Below are 22,880 nucleotides of genomic sequence, written 5' to 3'. Positions count from 1 at the left end.
AATATAGTGGTCTAGTGGTCTAGTAATAGTAATAAAGCCGATGGTTAAGGGATTTTTTACTAGACCACTCACTAGACCACTCTACATTTTTAAGTGGTCTAGTGGTCTAATACATAGGAGATATAGTAATGGAATTAAAGCTAAGACCATATCAAAGAGATTTAATTAAGAAAACACATAGTTCATTAGTAAAAGGACATCAAAGACCTTTAGTAGTTCTACCAACAGGCGGAGGTAAGACTGCAGTATTTGCTTGGATGAGCGCTCAGACTCAGAAAAAAGGTAATACAGTTTGGTTCTTAGTTCATAGACGTGAATTAAAGCAACAAGCAATAGATACGTTTAAAAAGTTTGATATACCGATTAATACAATTCACATAGACATGGTTAGTCAGTGGAAGAAGTTGCCTAAACCTGACTTAATAGTATTTGATGAAGCGCATCATGCTACTGCTAGGACTTGGGAGAAAATAGTAGAAGCTTATCCTGATACTCATATCATAGGATTAACTGCTACACCTACGAGGTTATCAGGTCAACCATTAGGAACAGTATTTGATCATCTAGTACTAGGAGTTACTACAAGGCAACTGATTAATCTAGGTTACTTATCTGATTATGACTACATAGCGCCAAAAGTTAAGTTCAATACTTCAGATTTAAAAGTAGTTAGAGGGGACTTTGATAGGAAACAAGTAGAAGCTACTATGCGAGACAACGTGATATATGGGCAAGTCTTAGAAGAATACAAGAAACATGCTAATGGAAAACAAGCTATCTATTTCTGTGCGACAGTTAAACACTCTGAAGAAACTGCCGAGTATTTCAAAAATAACGGAATTGAAGCAGTACACTTCGACGGAAACACACCAAAGAAAGAGCGTGATGAGATTATTCAAAAGTTCAGAAATAACGAGATCCAAATACTATGCAACGTCGACTTAATCGGAGAAGGCTTCGATATGCCAAACTGCGATGTAGTGGGAATGTTAAGACCGACAAAGAGCTTAACAATATTCTTGCAACAGGCAGGTAGAGCGTTAAGACCTAGAGAAGGTAAGACTGCAGTGATCATTGACCACGTAGGAAACATTGATAGGCACGGACTGCCTGAAGATCAAAGAAACTGGAGTTTAAAAGAAAAAGTAAAGTCTAAAGGAAGAAAAATAGACAAAGACGGAAACTACAACATCAGGATTTGCCAGGATTGTTATGCAGCATATGAGAGCACGTTAAAGACTTGTCCAGTTTGTGGAGAAATTTATGAAACTACTGCGAGAGAATTAGAAGTTCAACGAAACATAATGCTAGAGAAAATCGATAAAGAAAAACGCAGGAAGAAGCAACTCTATTATTGGTCAAGTGAAGCTATTGATAACGCTGAGACTTATTCGGAGTTTATGGCAATAGCTAAAGCCAGAGGATACAAGAAGGGTTGGGCATACCATCAATGCGTTAACAGAGGGATTTGGGTGCCATATTAATGACAGAAATAGAATTACAGAAAAGAATTCAGGTAGGAGTTAGTCCATACGCTGCAGTGTTTAGGATACCTGCAGGTAAGTACTACCAAGGTCAGTTCAATACTATGAGAGACGGTACACCATATATTCATCACTTGCGCAGGATATCTGTCGCAGTAGAAGGTTATCCGGATTTATCAGGATTTAGAAGATCAGACGGTAAAGCAGTATTCATAGAAGTTAAGACTAAGACAGGGAGAGTTTCTAAAAATCAAGCTAAGTTCATAAAAATGGCGAAACAAGCAGGATGTTTAGCAGGAGTAGCAAGGAGTGTAGAAGATGCAATCAGAATCATCACGGAGGACTAGTATAGCAGGCAGACACGAGAAGGAACGAGAGATCAAGATCTTAATTGATTATGGATTTAGTAACGATGAGATAGTCGAGAGGTTAGACGTTCCGGAGATAGCAGTTAGTGCTTATCGAGAAGTAGGAGAAGCATTCTTCAAGGAAGATGTGAGGGGCAGAATTATTCGCATGAAGTTAGACACAGACTATTCAACGAAGGAGATTTCTGATTATTTCAGAATAGACATATTCACAGTAAAAGCAATTTTAAGGAGCGCAATATGATTAAGTACAAAGTAAGTTTTGAAATTACAGATGAAGCAATAGGACGTATGTCTTATGTTAGCAAAGAAAAATGGATAGAAATACAAAAGCAATTCATTGAGGATGCTGTATATGAGATGGAGCTTGAGTATCAAGGTATATATTTAAAGAAAGTAACAAATCTTAGGATTGAGGAGGTAGAAGAAAATGACTAAAGCAGAAATATTAAAACAAATAGAAGAGTTGAAAAAGCAAGTTGAAGCATTACCAGAAGATGAAAAGAAAATTAGGACTTTGCCAAGTGAAGCTGAAAAATTCTTTTATATCAATGACGAGTTAGAGTGCGAATCTGAAAATAATTATCCCAATTGGTTTGACATCTGCCAAATAAAAGAAAATTCAAGTATTGGCAACTATTTCAAATCAGAAGAAGACGCAAGAATGGTAATCAAGGCAATGCAGTTAGAGCAAGCCATAAGAATAAGACGCATTGAGTTAAATGACGGTTGGGAGCCAGATTGGGGAAATATGAATTTGAAGAAATATTTTATTTTCTATGAAGATAGCAAATACATTAAAAATGATATTTTACCAGAGTACACTTATAGTGTTAACGATTTACCAGTTTTTGGTTATTACAAAACATATGAGATTGCAAGACAAATAATAGATGAGTTTAAAGAAGAATTGTATTGGTATTTCAAAGAATATTATCCAAACAAAGACAAGATGTATGTATGGGGAGATTAGAATTATGATTAAAACATTTTTCCAAATCGGATTTGGTTTAGGTTTAGGAGCTACATGCGGAGTTTTACTCGTACTGTTGGTTATTACAATTCTAAGTGCGATATTAAAGAAGTTACAGTAAAGGATATACACATGAATCAAAATGATTCGTTAATTGAAAAATTAGCACTAGCAGTGTTGTTTCTCTTACTTTTAATTGTAGTTAGTGCAATTGAATATTTAATTACTAGAAATATAAGGTTAAGAATTGTGCCTGCAATAATAGGTTTTAGTTTAGGAGTTAGGTCTTCTAAAACTCATAAATAAAAAATGCCCAAACAAAGTGTTCAGGCTAAAAAAGATTAACAAATACATTTTAGCGTACAGCTTTGGAAAGGGCAATAAAAATGACTGGAATTGATGAACTGTGTAAAGTGCAACATAAACTGAAATTGTTTTTTGTACAATGTTAATTGTTTACGCTATGGCTAAATATTTACTATTTGCACTGTTTCCTTCTAATACTTTCCTTGGGTAACTATTAATAAATTCCTCTAATTTATTTATTTCTCTCTGTGGTATATCTTTTAGTTTTGTACCTTTAGGAATAAAATATCGGATAAATCCATTTAGATTTTCATTGCTTCCTCGCTCCCAAGATGAGTATGCATGCGCATAATAAACACTAGTTCTATATTTCTCACTATGTATAGATTTTTCCATGCTTTTCCAGTCTTGAAACTCTGCTCCATTATCTACCGTTATACTCTTAAACTTTTCTCTAAATGCTCTTGCTCCTAGTTTTCTTTCTATAGCATTAAGCTTCTTTACTACAGATTCTTGTCTTTGCGTATTTATCTTTAAAATAATGCATTCTCTTGTACATCGATCTACAAGTGTCAATAAACAAGTCCTATCTCCCTTACTAGACTCTATACAATCCATCTCCCAGTGCCCCGTCTCTGTACGCTCTTCTATAGCTTTTGGTCTATGGTTTATTCTCTTCTTATCTGGTGGAGATAAGCGCTTTTCTATATAGCGTTTTCTTTGTCTAGGTTTATTTCCTTTACGTGGAAGGTCTTTCATTGTTACTTCTAGGAAGACTTCTTTTTCTACATAGTTGTAAATAGTTCTAGTACAAAGTCTTTTATCTGTAGGCCAGCCAACTCTGTCAAAATACATTGTTATTGCTGCTGGAGAGAATTTAAGATTATTTATTCTATTCATCTCTTTTCCTATTAGCATGTTTTCTATTATTTTGGCTAATATATGGTCGTTACTAATCTTTAAAGATGGTCCTTTATTACTCCAAGTTTTTTCTACTGTTTTCTGAGCTACTACAGAGGAATATGCTGTGTATTCTTCTAGCATAGAATTCTTTTGTTTGACTTTACCGCGTTTTAGTTCTCTAGATAGAGTTGCTTCACTCCAGCCTAATATCTTTGCTAACTCTTTTTGATTTAATTTATCTTTTTTAGGTCGCTTCAAATTCTCATTATATAAATACTCTAGATGCTTTCTATCTTCTATTGTTAAATGCTGACCTGCTTCTCTTTTCCTGATATAATGTAATTGGCTCATACGATCCTCCTTTGTTTCGTTTTTCCAATTAACATTGTACAGGATTGTTTGAGCCTTTATTATTTCAGTTTATTTTACAACTCGCCGGAATTGATGAACTGAATTATATTAAAAGATTACGTTATGTAATTGAAACTAATTTGATTACATTAAAGAAAATGAGAGCAGAAGCAGGGCATGTATCTGCCATTGATACAACTATCCCAAAAGTTTCCAAAGTTGGCAGTAGAGGAAATTATGATTGGGAAGCAATCCAATTAGTAGAACAGCAAGAAAAGATTGATCAATATCAGGAAGAGTACGACGAACTTAAAAAAGAGATAATGAACAACGTTAGAAAGATGAATGATCCTGTTCTAAGAGAGATTATCATTTCACATTACATTGAAGATAAAGAATTAAAGATAGTAGCAGGAGTAATTGGCTATTCAAGCCATATTTATCAGTTGCATGCGGAGGCTTTAGAAGAGTACGGACGTGCTAAATCTCAAATTGCCTTAGATGACCTGTGTTGACCTTCTTTGACTTTAGTTGAATCATAAAAAATCATAATCAATCATAAAAAATCATAATTAATCTTAAATCGTCTTAGATGTGATGGTGGTATCTTTATATCGTGAACAAGTGAAAAAAGTTGTTAAGCGTACACAAAAAGTCCTTTCTATTATTTTTATGATTTGTATTTCATAGATTCTAGCCTCTTAAAATTAAGCCTCGCACTTGTTCACAAAACTACTTCAAGCGGGATTTGTGAAAACGAGTTCCGCTTTTTAATTAAAAGAAATGGAGAACTAGAGAATATGGAAAACAATTCAAAAATTGAGATGGTAGAAACTAAAAAGATTATTCCATACAAAAACAACCCGAGATTTAATGATGGCGCAGTTGAAGCAGTTGCAAACTCAATTAAAGAATTTGGAGTAAAACAACCATTAGTATTAGATAAGGATTATGTCGTAATTGCAGGGCATACAAGACTAAAAGCAGCTAAGAAACTTAAACTAAAAGAAGTGCCATGCATAATTGCAAGAGACTTAACAGCTGAACAGGCACAAGCGTACAGGTTAGCTGATAACAAAACTGGAGAATTAGCAGAATGGGATTTCGAAATGTTATCTGCTGAACTAGAAGAAATTGCAAACTTCAATTTTGATATGGATGAGTTTAGTTTTGATTTTGAAAACACAAACCAGATTGATTTAGAACTAGACCAACAAGAAGATCAAGAAAACAGCTTAAACAATACACCTGAAGATGATGATGAGGAGGATATACCTTATTACGGAGCTGAGAGAGAAAGAACTTTTGAAACTTATAACCTATATGACTATGACCAGACTAGAACAGTTGGAAAATATCAAATGCCATTTATTGAAGCAGTTGACCATGTTCCAAATAATTTAATTGGTTTCAACTATGCTAAAAGCTCAAGTGATTATGAATCAGGTATTCATTTTTATTTAGATGATTACCAGTTCGAAAGAATTTGGAATGATCCATACAAATATGTTGATTTGCTTTCAGAATTTGATTGTGTTTTAACACCAGACTTTAGCCTTTACATGGATATGCCAATGGCAATGAAAATATGGAATGTTTACAGAAGCAGGCTGATAGGGCAGATATTACAAGATTCAGGCATAACAGTAATACCTACACTTAGCTGGGCAGAAAAAGAAACGTTTGAGTTTTGTTTTGATGGAATAGAAAAAGGTGGGACAGTATCAATTTCAACTATAGGTGTTAAAAGAGATGATGAAGCATTCGACATTTGGAAAGCTGGAGTTGATGAAGCAATAAAAAGGCTTGAGCCTAGCTGCATAGTAGTTTATGGCGGTAGAGTCGATTATGACTTTGGTAATGTTAAAGTAATATATTTTGATACTAGTGCATTTAAAGAGAAGGTAGATGATTAATTATGGGTGGACGTGGTGCAAAAGGTCTAAATGATAGGGTTTACTCAATTACTAAAAAAGATGGTACTATCGTAGAAACTAGTAGGATTCATGTGCCTGATTGGTTAACAAAGAAAAATCATATGTATGATTATAAAATTACTGATATGCAGATTAAAGCTGAGACTGAAAAAGCTTACCTAGTTAATACTCATGGGTTTGATAGAAGAATAATGGATGAAGGTTATTTTGACGTATGGTTGCCAAAATCGCAGCTGATGACTGATTCTGAACTTAAAGCAGAAATTAAAAAATCAGATGAACGGTATGAAAAATACTTGAAAAATGGAGAGATAGGTCTAGCTAGAAATCAAGCATTAAGACAATTAGCAATTGATAATAATGTAAAAGGAATAAGAAAAAGAAACACTACAGCAACATTAGAAAAGTTATTGAAAAAAGCTGGAATTAATTATGAACATATTAAATAATTATATTGCTATTTAAGAAGTGACTTAAAAAATAAGAGGCAGAGAGGTAAGAAAAATGACAGTAAAAGAGATTGAAAAATTATTTGAATATTTAGAATTTTTAGAGGGAATAAATGGGTAGTAGAGGAGCTAGAACTGGTATAAGTGAAAGCAATTACATTTATGGAACAGAATATACATCAGTTTATCAATCTGGCAACATAAAATTTTTAAAATACAATTTATCTAGTGCTGCAACTGCTCCTATGGAGACAATGACAAGAGGAAGAGTGTATGCAACTATAGATTCACAAGATAGAGTTAAATACATTACGTATTTTGATAAAAATAATAAAAGATATAAACAAATTGATGTAATTGGTAGACCACATACAGTAAATAATGAAAGAATTATTCCACACACACATAAAGGATATAATCATGATGAGAAGGGCACCTATAGTTTAAGTAATAAAGAGAGTAAGATGGTTGACAGAGTTTTAACCACATGGGAAAATAGAAATAAGTAAGGCTTACTAGTTTACGAAGGAGAACACTTATTTAAGAGGGTCTGGTGCAACTCCAGAGGAGCCTTACTAATTATAATTTAAGATAAGAAAACAGACAGAGCACTCGAAAGGGTGCTTTTTTTATGGAGAAAATGGAGAAATTTCCTACCATAAGGAGAAAAGTGGAAAAGGGGGAATTAATATTGTCAAATGAGAGAAAAAAAGATATTGTCCCTAAACTGCCAAAGAAAAAAGACTATTACGAAACAATTGAAGGTCGGAATTTATTAACTTATTTCTATAGAGATTTAATGATGACTGATGAGCAAGTTGCAAATGAAATTGGTATATCATCAAGAACCATTAGAAACTGGAGAAATAGTTCATCAATTATAGATAAAGCTATAGAGGTAGGAAAAGCACACACAGACACTCTAGTAGAGAACTCACTATTACAACAAGCATTAAAGGGAAATGTCAATGCAGCTATTTACTGGTTACAAAACAGGAAGCCTGACAAATGGAGAAGCCAAGCAACAATTGACAGAGAAATGCATAAGTTAGAGCTTGAGCGTAAAGAGTTAGAGAATAAGAAACTAAGAAACCTAGTATCGCCAGAAGACAACGAGCAAAGCACTGCTCAAATATTGGCAATAGCAGATTTAATCAATGAATCTGTACAAGATAGAGCGATAAGCGATTACTTTGAGGATACAAGCAAAGGCGGAAATGATAATGAACAAGACGACTAATGATTTAGACCTTTCTGTATCCAATAATTTGATACCTTACGCACGTTTTAACAATAAACAGGTTAACTATATACTTAGAAGCCAAATCGCTTGGTTGAACGTTCTAGAGGGCGGTAAGAGGTCTGGTAAGAACATTACTAATCTAGTTGCATGGGCAATGGTTCTTGACAAGCACCCAGATAAGATACATTTAGCTGCAGGATATACCAAAGGTACTAGCCGAATGAACATAATCGATAGTAATGGGTTCGGTCTTAAGTTCATATACAAAGGACGATGCCGAGAAGGTTTATATCAAGGAATAGAAGCTTTATATATCCAAACTAAAACAGGCGAGAAAGTTGTCTTAATAGTTGGTGGAGAAAAGATTTCAGATGTAGCAAGGATCAAAGGTTTCTCTCCAGGTACTGTTTATCTAACAGAAGTAAACGAAATGAACCCTTACTTTGTAAGAGAGACTAGAGACCGTATTATTGCGAGTAAAGATCCTAAAATGTTTATGGACTTAAACCCTAAGCCACCAAGACATTGGTTTTATGCTGATTTTCTTGACCCTCATATGGAAGCGCAAGCTAAAGATAAATATTATGGTTTAAATTATGCTCATATGACTATTGCTGACAACATGAGTTTGTCTGATAAGAAGTTAAGGGATACGTTAAAAACTTATGATAGAGATTCTCAATGGTTCAAGCGTGATATTTTAGGTTTAAGAACTACTGCAGAAGGAAGAATTTATACAGGTTATAAATATAAAGATGTTGCTGTTACTCCTGAATGGATTAAAAAGCAAAAATTTATTGAGTTTAGCGTTGGTATTGATATTGGTGGAACGGATGCGACTGTTGCAACAATAACAGGCTTTACACCTCGTTATGAAACAACAGTATTAATTGATGGTTATTACCACAAACAAGGTATTAACCAAGAAAAAGACCACGCAGACTATGCACGTGAGATAGTCGCATTTATTAAACCGTATACACTTGTATATCCAAAGCTTGCCAGTAGCGTTATTTTCTCAGATAGTGCAGATAAGTTATTCAGGCAAGCATTAAGAAAAGAATTAGACCAGCAGGGTTTAAGAAATATGTCAGTTACACCAAGCTATAAGGCTGACGGTATAGAAGACCGTATTAGACTTATGCAGATACTTATTAATCAAGGACGAAAGAAAATAAAGGTCGGATTAGAGCCTTGGTTTAATGCTTATGAACAAGCAGTATGGGATACAGACAAATACCAAGAAAAAGAATGGGTAAGGGTTGATGATGGTAGCTATCCAGTTGACTGTTTAGACTCTGATGAATATTCAATACAACCATACAAACCTAACTTATTAAGAGAGGGGCAATTTTAGTAATGGCGAATGTATTTACAAGAATGGGGGATAGTTTTAAAAGTATGATAAGAAACTGGTTGCAAGTACAACCCGCAATTAATTCAACTATAACTTTGAGAGAACAAACGAGCTATCAAATAAACGCTTATAAAAACAGATTGCTCTTCGCTGGAGACCCTTCCGAGCTGGAGCAATTTTTTATGCAGACAGCTAATGATCAAGTTACAAAAGCTAGGTTCTGGGCAAGTAGACCAAGTAAAGGCAACAATATTCGAAAAATGCATTCAGGCTTGCCTGCAATGATGGTTAATACTTTATCGAACATAGTTGCTAGTGGTATGCAAGATGTTGAATTCAATGTGATTGATACTGATCCTACACTAATAAAAATTTGGGAAGAGATAGCTGAAGAAAACAAATTCAAAGAATTAATAACCCAAGCGATTGAGGATACTCTGGTAATTGGAGATGGTGCATTCAAAATTAGCTTTGATACAGATTTAAGCCAATACCCGATTATTGAGTTTTATCCAGGCGATAAGATTGAGTACATATATAAGCGTGGACGATTACAAGCTATAAGATTTTATACAGAAATAGAAGGCAAAAACTCACGATATACATTAGAAGAAACTTATTCTAATGCTGGAGTTACTTATAGGCTATTTGATAAGGACGAGAAAGAAGTTAGCTTGTCTTTATTAGAAGAAACAAGAGGGCTTCAAACAATATCAAGCGATTTTGATTTTATGTTTGCAGTTCCACTGTTATTTGATAAAAGTCCGAAGTATGAGGGCAGAGGTAAATCAATATTTGATGCAAAGACTGACTCATTTGATGCGTTGGATGAAACAGTTAGCCAATGGCAGGATGCTATAAGACTTGGACGAATTAAAAGGTACATACCAATTAGCATGATACCTAGAGATCCAAATACTGGTGCTGCAATACCGATTAATACTTTAGATAACCAGTACATAGGCATTAATTCAAACATGGGCGAGGAGAACAACAATAATATCCTCACAGACCAGCCAGCTATCCAATACGAGGGATACATCAATACATATATAAATAACTTGGATATGTGCCTTCAGGGAATTATAAGCCCTAGTACCTTAGGAATTGACACTAAAAAGTTAGATAACGCAGAAGCTCAAAGAGAAAAAGAAAAAACTACTCTTTATACAAGACAAAACTTAGTCAGCATCTTAGAAGATGTATTACCAAAGCTTGTTGATATAACTATTAAGAGCTATCAAGGAGTAATTCAAGGTGTTACACCTTCAGATATCGAATGTACAGTTGAGTTTGCTGAATATGCTAACCCAAGCTTTGAAGCACAAGTTGAAACAGTCGGTAAAGCTTCATCAAGCCAAATAATGAGTGTAGAAACACAAGTTGAAACACTTTGGGGAGATTCTAAAGATGACGAATGGAAAAAGGCGGAAATATTAAGACTGAAAAGCGAGAGGGGCATTGCTGAATTAGAAGAGCCTGTTTTAGCTCCGAATGGTTTTGAAGATAGCATGATTGGAGATATTGAAGATGAAAATAGACGAGATAATCAAGCTTCTGATAGAACTAGAATTGGAGATGATAAACTCAGCGAATAGAAATCTAAAAAGGCATATGCGTGAGGAGTTAGACGAAGGTCTGAAATGGACTCAATGGCAAGTATTACAAAGAAGAAGCCTAAACCAATACAGGAAAGAGCTGAGTGAACTTGCTAACATAGCATTTGAAGAAATATATCCTATAGCAGAAGAAGAGCTTGAAAGATCGTATACTGAAGCTAGTAACGAATGGGAAAGCGAATGGCAAAAGCTCCCTCAAGCAGTTAAACAAAAGCCAGTTGATTTTGCCAGCAGATTTAAAACTGAAGTTGATACAAACAAAATAAATACAATTGATAAGGCTTTACCTCAGACATTTAGCGTACAACCTATTGACTCAGAGGAAAGCTTTTTTAATTTCAACAAAGAAAAGCTAAAGCAAGTAATAGAAGATAACAAATCAGATATTGATGTTGCGAGATACTCAGCAGTTAATTACTCATTCAGTCAGTACAAAGACATATTGCAAAAAGTCGATATAGCAATGCAGACTGGTACATATACGTTAGATCAGGCAGTTGATAAGGCAAGCAAAGAGTTTGCCAGTCGTGGTATTAATTCAATTGAATACAAAGACGGTAGGCGAGTAAACATATCGACATATATTGAGATGTGTTTGCGTACTAGCTCACATAGAGCTAAGTTACAAGCCGAAGGTGCTTGGAGAGATAGAACAGGTAATTACTTAGTAGTTAGTGCAGATTTAAAGACCACGTGCGACATTTGTTATAAATGGCAAGCGGTTGTATTAATCGATGATGTATTTGCTCATGGTAAAGCAGATGGTAAACATGAATTGTTAAGCGAAGCAATGAGGGATGGATTTCTACATCCTAACTGCAGGCACTCATTAAATACTTACTTCGAGGGAATAACGAGAGTACCAACAAAAAGCGAGTTTGACAAAACAAAATCGAACTATGAAGCCGAGAGAAAGCAAAGACAACTGGAGTTACAGATAAGGAGAGCTAAAAGACAAGAAGCAATAGCAATCACAGAAGAGGAACAGATAAAAGCACAGTTAAATGTAATTGCATGGCAAAAGAAGCTAAAAAAGCATCTAAAAGATAACCCACAATTGAAACGTTATCCGCAACGTGAACGATTGCTAGACCTTACACCATTCGAGAAGTATAAGAATGATCCAGAGCGAGCAATTAAGGAAGTCGCTGATAAAATCAAAGCTGATTTGGATAAACAACCTAAGTTGTATGCTAAGTCGAATGAATCAGTAAGATACTTAAAAGATGATGAGAAGGAACTATTAAAATATTACAATATCCCATTAAAAGATGATGGAGTATTAAACTTAGGAAAGACTAACCAGAAAGTAAGAAATGCATTGAAGTTAAAGAAAGAGAACTTTGTATTAACAACTAAACGTGCTATTCATATAGTGCAAGGTAAGCCAAGGAATGATGTAGATATTATTTTTAGAGATATGAATAAAGTTATGAAAAAACCTGCAAAAGTATATAGAGATATAAGACAAAATTATTCTGAATTGCAGCAATTAATTTTTATTAGTGAAGACTTAAAAGATAACAGAAAAATTTTATTAATTATTAACGATGAAAAGAGTAGGAAAACAGAAAAAAGTAACAGTATTTTTAGTGCAAGAATTGTTAATGAAGATAGCTTAAAGGCATACAAAGATAGTAGTAAATATAAGTTGATTTATAAAGGAAATTAAAGTACAATTAAATTGTCAATGAGGTAGAGAATGTGCTGCTACATACCTGGTGAAAGGCTTTCCCTTCGTTTATACACTCAGATATAGGGGATTGGGAGATTTACAGTTAATAGCTAAGCGCCGTAGCTATAGGTTCGAAGAGATGCTGGACTAGCACACCAGCCATTGATATTAACCACTCTAAATGGGTGGTTTTTTTATGCTTAAATTTAAAATTATAATACCAGAAAGCGAAGAGTAACAAGGAACTCCGCAACCTTAGGACAAGGCTATTTAGTAAAAACTAAGTAGCCTTTTATTTTGCAAAAAAACAAAGCCGACGGGCTATAAACGGAAATAAAACAAGTCGACGGACGTTAAACGGGAAGGAGATATAAATGGCAGACGTACAAGCAAATGCTAACAGCGAGCATGAAATGAATACAGCTGGAGAAGAAAACACTCAAAACACAGTTGCAGAGAACACTCAGGAAGAGTTGAAGCTTGACTTTGAAAAAGCAGGCGAAATAGCAGACAAAAGAAGCGAACGTGCGACTAAGTCAGCTATTACTGATTATTTCAAACAACAAGGATTAACACCTGAGCAAGCAAATCAAGCTTTTGCAGATTTCAAAGCAAAGCAAGAAGCAGCTAAAGAACAAGAAAGAAGTGATTTAACAGCTTTGCAAAACAAGGTTCAGCAGTATGAAAAAGCTGAGACAGAAGGCTTAAAGGTAGCTAACAGGAGATTAATCAGAGCTTATGCAATGGAAGAAGCTCACAAGCTTAACTTTAGACCTGATCGTGTTGAGAAAGTTATTAAAATCGCAGATTTAAGCAATGTTGATGTTGATGCACAGGGTAAAGTCGATGTAAGTGCATTAAACACTGCATTACAACAAGTAGCTAATGACCTGCCAGAATGGCTAAACAGTTCTAAGCAAGAAGAAAGTAAAGGCATTAGAGTTGGTAGCCCAAGTAACCAGAAAGCTGTTGATTTAGATAATGAATTATCAAAAATCTTCGGCAACAAAAAATAGAACAATTTTCAGAAGGAGAAATATATGTCAGAAAATAAATTTAATTACGTAGAACAATTCGTACCACAATTGGAGCAAAAATATGCTCAAGAATTAGTAAGTACAGATTTAACAAGTAAAGGTATTACATTCATTGGTACTAACACAGTTAGAATTCCAAGAGTTAAAGTAGGCGGTTATGGAGAACACAGCAGAAACGGTGGATTTAATCGCAAGAATATTTCAAACGATTGGGAAGTTAAAAAATTAACTCACGATAGAGACGTTGAGTTCTTTGTTGACACAATGGACGTTGACGAAACAAATCAAGTAGTAAGTGCAGCTAATATTACAAATACATTTGAAGAGGAACATGCTATTCCAGAATTGGACGCATACAACTTCTCAAAGATCTTCTCAGAATATACAACTACATTCTCAAAAACAGCTGATACAACAGCCTTGACAGCTCAAAACGTATTAGCAGAGTTTGATAAGTTCATGGAAGAAATGGACGACGCAGGTGTACCACAATCAGGACGTATCTTATACGTTACTGCAGCAGTTCACACCCTATTAAAGAATGCAGAAGCAGTTTCAAGAACAATCGTAGTTAACGGTTCAAATGATAACCAAATCAATAGAAGCGTTAGATCCTTAGATGAAGTAACAATTAAGACAGTACCAAGCGACAGATTCAAGACTGTATATGACTTTACTGACGGATACAAACCAGCATCTGCTGCAAAACAAATTAACATGATCTTGGTACATCCTAGTGCAGTTATTTCATTAGTAAAACATAGCTATATCAACCTATGGACACCTGGTTCACATACACAAGGAGATGGTTACTTGTACCAAAACAGACGTTACAACGATTTGTTCTTAATCGAGAATAAATTAGATGGCGTTAAGATCAACGTTCAAGCTTAAGGGGGTAAGTAATGGAAGCTCGCAAAGATAACAAAGTAATTACAATTTCAGAGTCAGAAAAATCTTATTACATAGGTTTAGGCTTTGACATTTACCAAAACGGTAAAAAAGTATCTGATGGTTTAGGTAAAACTGTACCATACGAAAAATACAATGCTGTAGTAGAAGAATTAGAAGCTTTAAAAGCAGCAAAAGCGAAAGAAACAAAAGCTAAATAATCAAGGAGGAAAATGACGGTATGAGTTACGCAGATCTATATTTTTATCAGAATGAGTTTGGCGGTAATGTCGTACCGTCAGATTCACTTGAAAATGCTTTAAAGTCAGCTTCAAGAGCAATTAATAATGCAACAATGTACAAGATACGAAACATTGAGGAATTGCCTGAATTTACTAAAAGGCAAGTGAAATTAGCTACATGTGCTCAAGCAGAGTATATCGACCAGTATGGGGAGATTAACGATTTTTTATCAAATGTTGGTGGGTATAGTATCGGAGATGTTTCTGTAAGTAGTCCACAAGGTAATGCCAGCGTATTAGGTAGTCATTATGGCTTATGCGACAAAGCAATTGAGTTGCTATTGCCTACAGGATTACTAGATAGGAGACTCGCATGATCCAATTACCTTATTTAGATTCATGGGACGTAACACCTGTTGAAATTACTTTATTAGGCGGCATCGGCGAAGATGGCGATAATGAAGTTTTAGGAACTTGGTCAGGTAAAGTCAACTATTCAGAGAAATCCAAACGAGTGCAAAGCAAAACTGGGCAATGGATTTTGCTATCAGCAACAATTCGAGTTAAAGGCGATATTTTGCCAGGAGTTGAATTTGTTTCTGGAACGGTCAAGGTGTCTGGATACGATACAGTTAAAAGTATTGTTTCTTATACAAGACCAAGAAATCCTGATGGAACAGTTAATCACACAAAATTGGAGTTGGTTTAAATGGCAAAGTTTCAAATATACGATAGCTTTAGAACTAAGCTAGAGAACGCACAACAAGCTTCACTTGATAAGGCTAGTCAAGCGTTACTCTCACAATTAAAACTAGATGGTGTAATGCCATTTAGAACAGGGGAGTTGCAAGACAATAGTACATTTGTTGATAGTAGCAAGCTAAAAGATGGAATTGTAAGTATTGTGTCTAGTACACCTTATGCTAGACGTCTATATTTCAACCCACAATTTAATTTCAACCAATCTATTAATGCCAGAGCGGGTGGTAGGTGGTTTGACCATTATTTGCCCGAGAATGATCCAACTAGTTTTTTAGTTAATTCATATTCCACATTCTTAAGAGGGGAGTTAGGAGAATAATGTTACTTTTAAAAGATTTATTAGAATACATGAAAACACTATTCCCAGATGTTGAGAAATGGGGCATTGGTTTAATTGATAGAAATGCACCCAAAGTTATAGGTCTTTATTCTCGTAAGGGAAGGTTAAGACCTCAAGCGATAGGTGGGGCAAGTTATGACATTAAGAGCGTAACTCTTTTAGTCCATTGGGGCAGGAGCTACACAGAAGCTGAAAAACAAGCGTATAGCATATATAGAAAGTTAATAGAAACATCAAGTCGAGAACAAATAGGTAATCATTCTTGCTGGTTTGATATCTTTAGCGAACCTGTTTGCATTGATAGAGACGAGCATGGCAATTATGAATTTGTTTTAGATTTTGATGTTTATTACAAATTATAAAAAGGAGATTAAAACATGGCAGGAGTATATCCAGTACATAATTTAGAGTTTTTAGTTTCAGACAAAGGAAAACTCACAGAAAAGAAAAACGATATATCAAAATTAATTAAAGTAGCTGATATGGAGACTTTTGAAGTTTCTATTGATGGTAATGTTGAAGAGTGGTCTCCAATGGAGCAAAAAGGTTGGACTCGCCGCTTAATGACTGGTAAGAGTATCAGTATCTCACTAAGTGGTAAGAGAAACGAGGGAGATAAGGGTAACGATTACATTGCTTCATTAGCATACAAGACTGGCGAAGATGCAACCACTACAATGGCAATTAAATTCCCAAATGGCGAAATTTTCATGATGGACTCAGTCGTTAATGTAACGAGCACATTCGGTGGTGCTTCAACGGACGTTAACCCATTGGAATTTGAGTTCCAAAGCGATGGGCAACCGACATTCTTTGAAAGTACACCAACTGTACCATCAAGATAATTAAATAAAAATTAATAGAGATTAGAGGGCTTAAATAGCCCTCTTTTGATTTAACCAGAAGGAGAAACATAATGGCAAACATAATTGATATTAGTAAGAAATTGCAGGCTGTAAAACCAAAACTACAACTTGGTAAAGATGAAATTTATGAAGTCAATGACGATAAAAATATAATTTTACAAGCTCAACAGTTATCTCAAAAAGAAAATTCAGTTGGATTTACTGAATTAGAAGAGACAATTAGATTGTTACTTGGAGAAGATCAAACAGCAAGACTAGTAGAGCTACATCCTGGAATTTTAGATTCAGTTACTCAATTAACAGTATTATTCACAGCAATAATGGCAAGTATTAATGGCTTAAGTTATGAAGAAATGGAGTCATCTATACGATTTCAAACAAAATCAATCAAGTAAAGAAAACTTTAGATGGTACGACCTCTATGAAGATTGGGATCTTATAGAAGCAAGTTTTGCACAACAGTATGGGATAAGACTAAGGCATGAACCTTATATGCCATGGTCTGAGTTCAGTGCGTTATTAACTGGACTTAATCATGAAACACCACTGGGACAAATTATTTCAATTAGATCAGAAGATGACAAAGACATGTTAAAAAACTTTTCAGCGAAGGAAAAGAAACTTCGCAATGAATGGAGAAGCAAAGAAGCTAAAAGATTAATAAAAGACAATCCAGATATCATAGAGTCTCAATTAAGCGGATTACAAAGTGCATTAAAAGCAGCATATACAAATTAGAAGGGGGGATATAAATGGCAGCAAATATTACATCAGCTGGTGCAGTCAGTATCGATTTAAGAGTCGGCGATACATCGCAATACTTTAAAGAATTAGATCAGATTGGTAAAGAAACTGGTAGAATAATGAGCTCTAGTTTTAAAACTGTAAAAATCCCTTCTAGTACAGTTGATTTATCTGGCATTGAGAAAAAACTTAATAATGTAGCAGGAGCAGTTGATAATCTATCAGATAACGTAGTTAAAATGCTATCTGATGGGTTTGCTGATGGAGCAACTAAAGGAACCCAAGCAGCAGTTAAGGCAATTAATCAAGTAAAACTACCAACTTTAAAAGGAAGCTTGAATGAAGAAGAGCTAAAAGCTTTATCTTCTAACTTAACCGCACAATTAGATATCGCACGAGCTAAGTTATTAGACTTGGGGGAAGCCTCTGAACAAGCTGATGCCAAACTTGAAAGTCTCGCTGAAGAGTGGAGAAATATGAATGGCGGTTCAATGAAAGGCTTTGATGCCTCTAGTTTGAACCAAGATATTGATAAGGCAAGGTCAGCATTCTTAAACCAAGAACAGGTTGTATCACAATTAGAAACTAAGATTAGATTAGTTAATGAAGAGATATCAAGATTAGGTGCGAATGCTTCTAATACAATGCCTGTTCAACAAGTAGAAGAGCTAAGGTATAGTTTTAACCATCTAGGCGAAAGACTAAGCTTGACTGTTGATGAACTAAAAAGAATGGCTGCTGAAGGTCAAATTTCAACTGCTCGACTAAATGCTGGACTTAAACATTTAGGGTATCCAATAGAAGAGACAAAAGATAAAACTGATGGATTAAAAGATGCATTTAAACATCTTGGCAGAATTGCAGCTTCTTCACTTGGTGCTAGTGTATTAGGTGCAGAACGCTTAAAAAGCTCAATGGGTGGAGTAGGTAATCTCATAAGAAGAACAGCAAGAACAGGGCTCATGCTTATGGGTATAAGAAGTGCTTACATGCTAATTAGGCAAGCTGTTCAGGCTAGCATGGAATCTTTCAGAGTTATGGCAGGACAGAACCAAGGTTTTGCTAATACAATGGATTCACTTGCAAGAAGTGCAGATAATCTTAAAGGGTCATTTGCAGCAATGGCTGCGCCTTTAATTGAAGTTTTAGCACCTGCATTGAAATGGATCATAGATTTAGCAACTAGAGCTTTTAATGCTATAGCAATGTTCTTTGGAGCATTGGCAGGTAAAAAATCTATTCAAATAGCAACAGGATCAACTGCTGGCTTCAGTAACGGACTATCATCAGTTGGTAAAAAGGCAAAAGGTGCAACAAAAGAAGTTGAAAAATATAAACGATCTCTGGCTGGATTTGATGAACTAGAAATATTAGATACATCTGATAAAAGCAATAGTGGCGGTGGGTCTCCTGATATTGGTGGTGGCGGAGGAGGATCATCTCCTACACAGCAATTTACTACCGTTGATATTGACACTTCTGCGTTCAAACCTTTGTTAGATTGGTTAGATAAACTTAAAGCTGCAGCAGAACCAACTATTCAAGCATTCAAACGTTTAGTTGATTCATTAGAACCTTTAAAAACATTTGTAGCTAGAGGACTTCAAGACTTTTATAATAATTTCCTTAAGCCTATGGGATTATGGGCACTATCGAGTGCATTCCCTCGCTTTTTAGATGGCTTAACCTATATGGTTCAAAATATCAATTGGGGAAAATTAAATGATTCTTTGGCAGAGTTTTGGAAGGCGTTGTCTAAATTCAGTATAAAGATAGGCGAAGGCTTGTTATGGTTCTATGAAAATGTTCTTGTTCCTCTTGGAACATGGACAATGAACGAAATAGTGCCAAGATTCATTGATATTCTAACAGCCTCATTAGATTTGTTCGGTTCTGTTATAGATGCAGTAGCTCCAGCATTCGAATGGCTTTGGGATAGCTTACTAAGTCCAATTGCTGAATGGACTGGTGGAATTATAACTTCTGTATTAGATGGGATTATTAGTGCCTTACGAGGTATTTCAGATTGGATCAATGAAAATGCTTCATTAATAGAAAATTTTGTTCTTATTATAGGTTCATTTGCTGCTGCATGGGGATTGGTTAACGGAGCTATAGCTATATGGAACGGATTAGTTGCAATTTGGAAAGGAACTGCAACAGTAGCAACAGTTGCAACTAAATTGTTTGGTGGAGCAATGGCATTCTTAACTAGTCCAGTAACTATAGCAATTGCCATTATAGGTGGTTTAATTGCTGTTGGTGTTCTTCTTTGGAAGAACTGGGATAAAGTAGGCAAATACGTAATTGCTATATGGGAATTTATAAAAACTAAAGCAGTTGAAATATGGACATCAGTAAGTAACTTTTTTAAAGCAATATGGGAAGCGATCAAGGTAGTAACACTTGCTGTTTGGAATGCAATTAAAGGAGCTGTTACGGCAGTCTGGAAAGGCATGCTTGAGGGAGTTAAGTTGTATTTTAATGCATTATTTAACCATATTAAAAATATATGGGGAAATATAAAAGGCATCTTTGAAGGTATTATTAAATTCATTACAGGAGTGTTCACTGGAAATTGGCGAAAAGCATGGGAAGGTGTAAGTCAGATATTCAGAAATATTGCCAATGGTTTAGTAGGTATATTCAAAGCACCACTTAACTTTATAATCGATGCAATCAACATATTCATTCGAGGACTTAATAAAATTAAAATTCCTGATTGGGTACCTTTAGTCGGTGGTAAAGGAATAAACATTCCGCAAATACCAAGACTTGCTCGAGGTGGAATTATTGATCAACCAACTGTTGCGATGGTCGGAGAAGCAGGAAAAGAAGCTGTAATGCCTTTAGAGCGTAATACAGGCTGGATTGATCAGTTAGCAGAAAAAATTGCAAGTAAAAATGGTGGTTCTAACTCTGGGGAAGGTAGGGAAATTAATATTACCCAACCAATCTACATTGGCACAGATAACCTTGTAGGAGTTATAGAATCAGTAATAGACAGGGAAGGTCGATTGAGAAATAACCCAGTGTTTTAGTTAGGAGAAATAAATGGCAGATCATTACTATTATATAAACGGAAACAAAATGCCTGACTATGATGAATGTGAACCTGAATCAACGGATTTATATGGCGAAAACACTGGTAGAGATGAGTCAGGTGTTAACCATTTAGACCTCATTAGAGCAGGAGTAAGAAAGTGGAAATTCTCGCACAAAATGCTAACTGCTGAAGAGGTAAGAAAGATTTCAAAATCATTGAATCCATTAGGCTTTCAGTTTAAAGGATTATTTGATGGCGAAGTAGTAACTGCTAATTGCTATGGAAATATAAAAAGGAAACAAAGAGCAGTTACATCTGGCAAAGTTTACTGGGATTGCGAAGTAACGATTATTGAGAATTAAAGGGGATACAAATGTTCAATACAACAGCTAAATTTAACAAGGCTATTTATTCTGAGAATAGAAAGCTTGCAATTAAAGTAACCCTTGAACTTAGTAACAAGACAGTTGAGCTTCAAAAAGAAGACCTTGATGCAGGTAGTTTGACAATCAACAGTACAGCAATGAACAAAGGTTTTGAGCTAGGCAACGTAACTGCCAGCGATATTACACTGACTTTAAACAATAGAGACGGCAAATGGAACGACACAGACTTTTCAGGATCTATGATTAAACCATATTGCGGTGTTTATTTAGAAGATGGCACAGTGGAATATGTACCAATGGGGATATTTATTGTAGATAAGCCATCAAGACCATATGCCATTATTGAACTTAAAGGTACAGATAGACTTGTACTGTTTGATAGACCGTTAGATATAGGCAAAATTAATGTTCCAACTAGCAACCTGCAACTATTAAAAGATATATGCAGATTATCAAACGTACCTTTAAAAAATGGGATAAGCATTCTTAATGGGGATAATGTTATCAAGTCCTTGCCTGAAAAAGACTACACATATAGGGATGCACTAGCAGAAATAGCATTAATGGCAGGTGGATTCGCTTCAATAGATAGGTATGGAGTTTTGGATATTGTACCTGTTAAAGGTAGCGACAGTGTTAATCCAGAAAAGTACCACGAACTAACAACAAGCAATAGAGTTAGTCATATGCAGCTAACTGACCAAATTGTAATTACAGGGTTAAAAAATAAACGGTTAAAGTTTGGAACAGATGATTACGCAATCGAAGTAGAAGAGTTAAAACTACTTGCTGAAGACAAAGAGAAACGTGTTCTTGATAATGTCTTCAATCAGATAAAGGGATTTACTTATATACCATTTGATGCAAAATACTTCGGCAATCCAGCCATTGATGTTGGAGATTATATTTTAAATAAAACTAGACAGGGAGAAACTAAAGGACTAGTTACATTTCATAGTTTCAAATATGGTGGAAATTGTACCTTAAAAGCTGAAGGTAAGAGTAAGCAAGAGAATGACTTTAGGAACAAAAACCAAAGGATCCTTGCTCAAGCTTTGACTGACTTTGAAGAAAAGCTAGATGTCAATTTAACAGATAGAGAGCTTGCTCAAACGCAGTTAACTCAAGTTTTAGGTATGGCATTGGGCGCATTCTCTACACAAGTAAAGAATGATGATAACTCTGTAATAACCTATTGGCACAATAAACCGAATAAAGACGAATCAACAATAATATGGAAATTCAATGGCGAAGCTATTGCAGTAAGTAACGATGGTGGTAAGACTTGGAAAGGTTATGATGCAACAACATCTAATCTAATAGTTAATTATCTTAGCGCTTTAAAAATAAGTGCTGATGAAATTAGCGTTGGAGAGGAATCTTCAAAAAGAACTTTAAATGAGTTATTAGAAGAACTGAATGCTAATAATGGGGATTTAGCGAAAAGGTTAGAGGAAAGTACAAACGCTTTATCCTCTGCAGAAAACAAGCTTAATGAGCTAGAAGAATCTTATAAGCAGACTTTGCTATCTAGTGAAGCAACCGAAGCCGAGATTAACAATCAGCTCGCTAATCTAGAAGAAGCAAAGGCAGAGTTAGAACAAGCTCAAGAAGAAACTAAGGCTAATTTGCAAGAAGTTGAAGAGCTAGCGAAAGCAGTTACTCGAACATTCAATACTGATGCATTAGGTCGTCCAGTCATTAGCAAAGCAGATAGCGATGTTAAGTTAGTGCTAGACAATGACAAATTATCGTTTGTTTCTCAAGGTTCTGAACTTGCTTATTTTGGTAAAGATAAAGCATACATTTCAGCGTTGCAAATTTTGCAAAATCTTAATTTAGGCAAATACACATTCGAAGTTGCAGCTGATGGAGGATTCAGCATTAAATGGATTGATTAA

27 protein-coding genes are annotated in these 22,880 nt (G+C 35.1%); 26 read left to right on the top strand and 1 reads right to left on the bottom strand.

Translation table 11 applies throughout. The features are described from left to right. Positions 1–128: 128 nt before the first annotated feature. Genes C5Q98_RS06285 through C5Q98_RS06265 form a run of 5 tightly spaced genes read left to right on the top strand, consistent with a single transcriptional unit; the run spans position 129 to position 2,825 of the window. Positions 129–1,484: a DEAD/DEAH box helicase gene (locus tag C5Q98_RS06285; RefSeq protein WP_106012790.1), complete on the top strand. Its 1,356-nt coding sequence runs from the start codon at positions 129–131 to the stop codon at positions 1,482–1,484. Further along, a complete protein-coding gene (locus C5Q98_RS06280) occupies positions 1,484–1,831 on the top strand; it encodes a VRR-NUC domain-containing protein (RefSeq protein ID WP_205728427.1) in 348 nt (115 codons plus the stop codon). Before C5Q98_RS06285 ends, C5Q98_RS06280 begins: the two co-directional genes overlap by 1 nt. Next, a complete protein-coding gene (locus tag C5Q98_RS06275; RefSeq protein ID WP_106012789.1) occupies positions 1,803–2,096 on the top strand; it encodes a hypothetical protein in 294 nt (97 codons plus the stop codon). The genes C5Q98_RS06280 and C5Q98_RS06275 overlap by 29 nt, the downstream gene beginning before the upstream one ends. Continuing rightward, the gene (locus tag C5Q98_RS06270; RefSeq protein WP_106012788.1) at positions 2,093–2,290 is read left to right on the top strand and encodes a hypothetical protein; all 198 of its coding nucleotides are present in this window, start codon (positions 2,093–2,095) and stop codon (positions 2,288–2,290) included. Before C5Q98_RS06275 ends, C5Q98_RS06270 begins: the two co-directional genes overlap by 4 nt. Then, on the top strand, positions 2,283–2,825 hold the full coding sequence (locus tag C5Q98_RS06265; protein WP_106012787.1) for a hypothetical protein: 543 nt from the start codon (positions 2,283–2,285) through the stop codon (positions 2,823–2,825). Before C5Q98_RS06270 ends, C5Q98_RS06265 begins: the two co-directional genes overlap by 8 nt. Positions 2,826–3,281: 456 nt before the next feature. Here the strand turns inward: C5Q98_RS06265 and C5Q98_RS06255 are convergent, their stop codons facing one another. Then, positions 3,282–4,385 carry an IS30 family transposase gene (locus C5Q98_RS06255; protein WP_106011825.1) on the bottom strand — a complete coding sequence of 368 codons (1,104 nt, stop codon included), beginning with the start codon at positions 4,383–4,385 and terminating at the stop codon, positions 3,282–3,284. 44 nt (positions 4,386–4,429) lie between these two features. On the opposite strand from C5Q98_RS06255, the gene C5Q98_RS06250 reads away from it, so the two are divergent. From C5Q98_RS06250 to C5Q98_RS06150, 21 genes are all read left to right on the top strand, one after another. After that, positions 4,430–4,900, top strand: a complete 471-nt coding sequence (locus C5Q98_RS06250; RefSeq protein WP_106012785.1) for a hypothetical protein — start codon at positions 4,430–4,432, stop codon at positions 4,898–4,900. 285 nt (positions 4,901–5,185) lie between these two features. After that, the gene (locus tag C5Q98_RS06245) at positions 5,186–6,301 is read left to right on the top strand and encodes a DUF4417 domain-containing protein (RefSeq protein ID WP_106012784.1); all 1,116 of its coding nucleotides are present in this window, start codon (positions 5,186–5,188) and stop codon (positions 6,299–6,301) included. A gap of 2 nt (positions 6,302–6,303) precedes the next feature. Next, the gene (locus tag C5Q98_RS06240) at positions 6,304–6,771 is read left to right on the top strand and encodes a hypothetical protein (RefSeq protein WP_106012783.1); all 468 of its coding nucleotides are present in this window, start codon (positions 6,304–6,306) and stop codon (positions 6,769–6,771) included. Between the two features lie 113 nt (positions 6,772–6,884). Beyond that, positions 6,885–7,280 (top strand): hypothetical protein, encoded by a 396-nt coding sequence (locus C5Q98_RS06235; RefSeq protein WP_106012782.1) that lies wholly within the window; start codon positions 6,885–6,887, stop codon positions 7,278–7,280. 182 nt (positions 7,281–7,462) lie between these two features. Further along, positions 7,463–8,011, top strand: coding sequence for a hypothetical protein (locus tag C5Q98_RS06230; RefSeq protein WP_158695729.1), 549 nt, complete (start codon positions 7,463–7,465; stop codon positions 8,009–8,011). Beyond that, positions 7,995–9,371: a phage terminase large subunit gene (locus C5Q98_RS06225; protein WP_106013094.1), complete on the top strand. Its 1,377-nt coding sequence runs from the start codon at positions 7,995–7,997 to the stop codon at positions 9,369–9,371. Before C5Q98_RS06230 ends, C5Q98_RS06225 begins: the two co-directional genes overlap by 17 nt. A 2-nt stretch (positions 9,372–9,373) precedes the next feature. Beyond that, on the top strand, positions 9,374–10,969 hold the full coding sequence (locus C5Q98_RS06220) for a capsid protein (protein ID WP_205728426.1): 1,596 nt from the start codon (positions 9,374–9,376) through the stop codon (positions 10,967–10,969). Beyond that, the gene (locus C5Q98_RS06215) at positions 10,902–12,662 is read left to right on the top strand and encodes a phage minor capsid protein (protein ID WP_106012780.1); all 1,761 of its coding nucleotides are present in this window, start codon (positions 10,902–10,904) and stop codon (positions 12,660–12,662) included. Before C5Q98_RS06220 ends, C5Q98_RS06215 begins: the two co-directional genes overlap by 68 nt. Before the next feature lie 377 nt (positions 12,663–13,039). Further along, complete coding sequence (locus C5Q98_RS06210) at positions 13,040–13,681, top strand: hypothetical protein (protein ID WP_106012779.1); 642 nt, start codon at positions 13,040–13,042, stop codon at positions 13,679–13,681. A gap of 24 nt (positions 13,682–13,705) precedes the next feature. Beyond that, entirely contained in the window at positions 13,706–14,596 is an 891-nt protein-coding gene (locus C5Q98_RS06205) for a capsid protein (RefSeq protein ID WP_106012778.1), read from the top strand. Between the two features lie 11 nt (positions 14,597–14,607). Beyond that, positions 14,608–14,814 carry a hypothetical protein gene (locus C5Q98_RS06200; protein ID WP_106012777.1) on the top strand — a complete coding sequence of 69 codons (207 nt, stop codon included), beginning with the start codon at positions 14,608–14,610 and terminating at the stop codon, positions 14,812–14,814. A gap of 20 nt (positions 14,815–14,834) precedes the next feature. Further along, on the top strand, positions 14,835–15,212 hold the full coding sequence (locus tag C5Q98_RS06195; RefSeq protein WP_106012776.1) for a head-tail connector protein: 378 nt from the start codon (positions 14,835–14,837) through the stop codon (positions 15,210–15,212). Further along, positions 15,209–15,544: a hypothetical protein gene (locus C5Q98_RS06190; RefSeq protein WP_106012775.1), complete on the top strand. Its 336-nt coding sequence runs from the start codon at positions 15,209–15,211 to the stop codon at positions 15,542–15,544. Before C5Q98_RS06195 ends, C5Q98_RS06190 begins: the two co-directional genes overlap by 4 nt. After that, entirely contained in the window at positions 15,545–15,916 is a 372-nt protein-coding gene (locus tag C5Q98_RS06185; protein WP_106012774.1) for a hypothetical protein, read from the top strand. After that, positions 15,916–16,299, top strand: coding sequence for a phage tail terminator protein (locus C5Q98_RS06180; protein WP_106012773.1), 384 nt, complete (start codon positions 15,916–15,918; stop codon positions 16,297–16,299). The genes C5Q98_RS06185 and C5Q98_RS06180 overlap by 1 nt, the downstream gene beginning before the upstream one ends. 15 nt (positions 16,300–16,314) lie before the next feature. Then, complete coding sequence (locus tag C5Q98_RS06175) at positions 16,315–16,782, top strand: phage tail tube protein (protein WP_106012772.1); 468 nt, start codon at positions 16,315–16,317, stop codon at positions 16,780–16,782. A gap of 71 nt (positions 16,783–16,853) precedes the next feature. Continuing rightward, positions 16,854–17,198 (top strand): hypothetical protein, encoded by a 345-nt coding sequence (locus C5Q98_RS06170; protein ID WP_106012771.1) that lies wholly within the window; start codon positions 16,854–16,856, stop codon positions 17,196–17,198. Continuing rightward, on the top strand, positions 17,149–17,541 hold the full coding sequence (locus C5Q98_RS06165) for a Gp15 family bacteriophage protein (RefSeq protein WP_106012770.1): 393 nt from the start codon (positions 17,149–17,151) through the stop codon (positions 17,539–17,541). The genes C5Q98_RS06170 and C5Q98_RS06165 overlap by 50 nt, the downstream gene beginning before the upstream one ends. A 14-nt stretch (positions 17,542–17,555) precedes the next feature. Continuing rightward, on the top strand, positions 17,556–20,588 hold the full coding sequence (locus tag C5Q98_RS06160) for a phage tail family protein (protein ID WP_106012769.1): 3,033 nt from the start codon (positions 17,556–17,558) through the stop codon (positions 20,586–20,588). A 13-nt stretch (positions 20,589–20,601) separates the two neighbouring features. Next, the gene (locus C5Q98_RS06155) at positions 20,602–20,955 is read left to right on the top strand and encodes a hypothetical protein (protein ID WP_106012768.1); all 354 of its coding nucleotides are present in this window, start codon (positions 20,602–20,604) and stop codon (positions 20,953–20,955) included. Positions 20,956–20,966: 11 nt separating this feature from the next. Beyond that, positions 20,967–22,880, top strand: a complete 1,914-nt coding sequence (locus C5Q98_RS06150) for a THO complex subunit 7 family protein (RefSeq protein WP_106012767.1) — start codon at positions 20,967–20,969, stop codon at positions 22,878–22,880.

Source organism: Fastidiosipila sanguinis (assembly GCF_002998295.1).
Classification (GTDB): Bacteria; Bacillota; Clostridia; order Saccharofermentanales; family Fastidiosipilaceae; genus Fastidiosipila; species Fastidiosipila sanguinis.
This window is presented reverse-complemented; position numbering and strand designations above follow the sequence as displayed.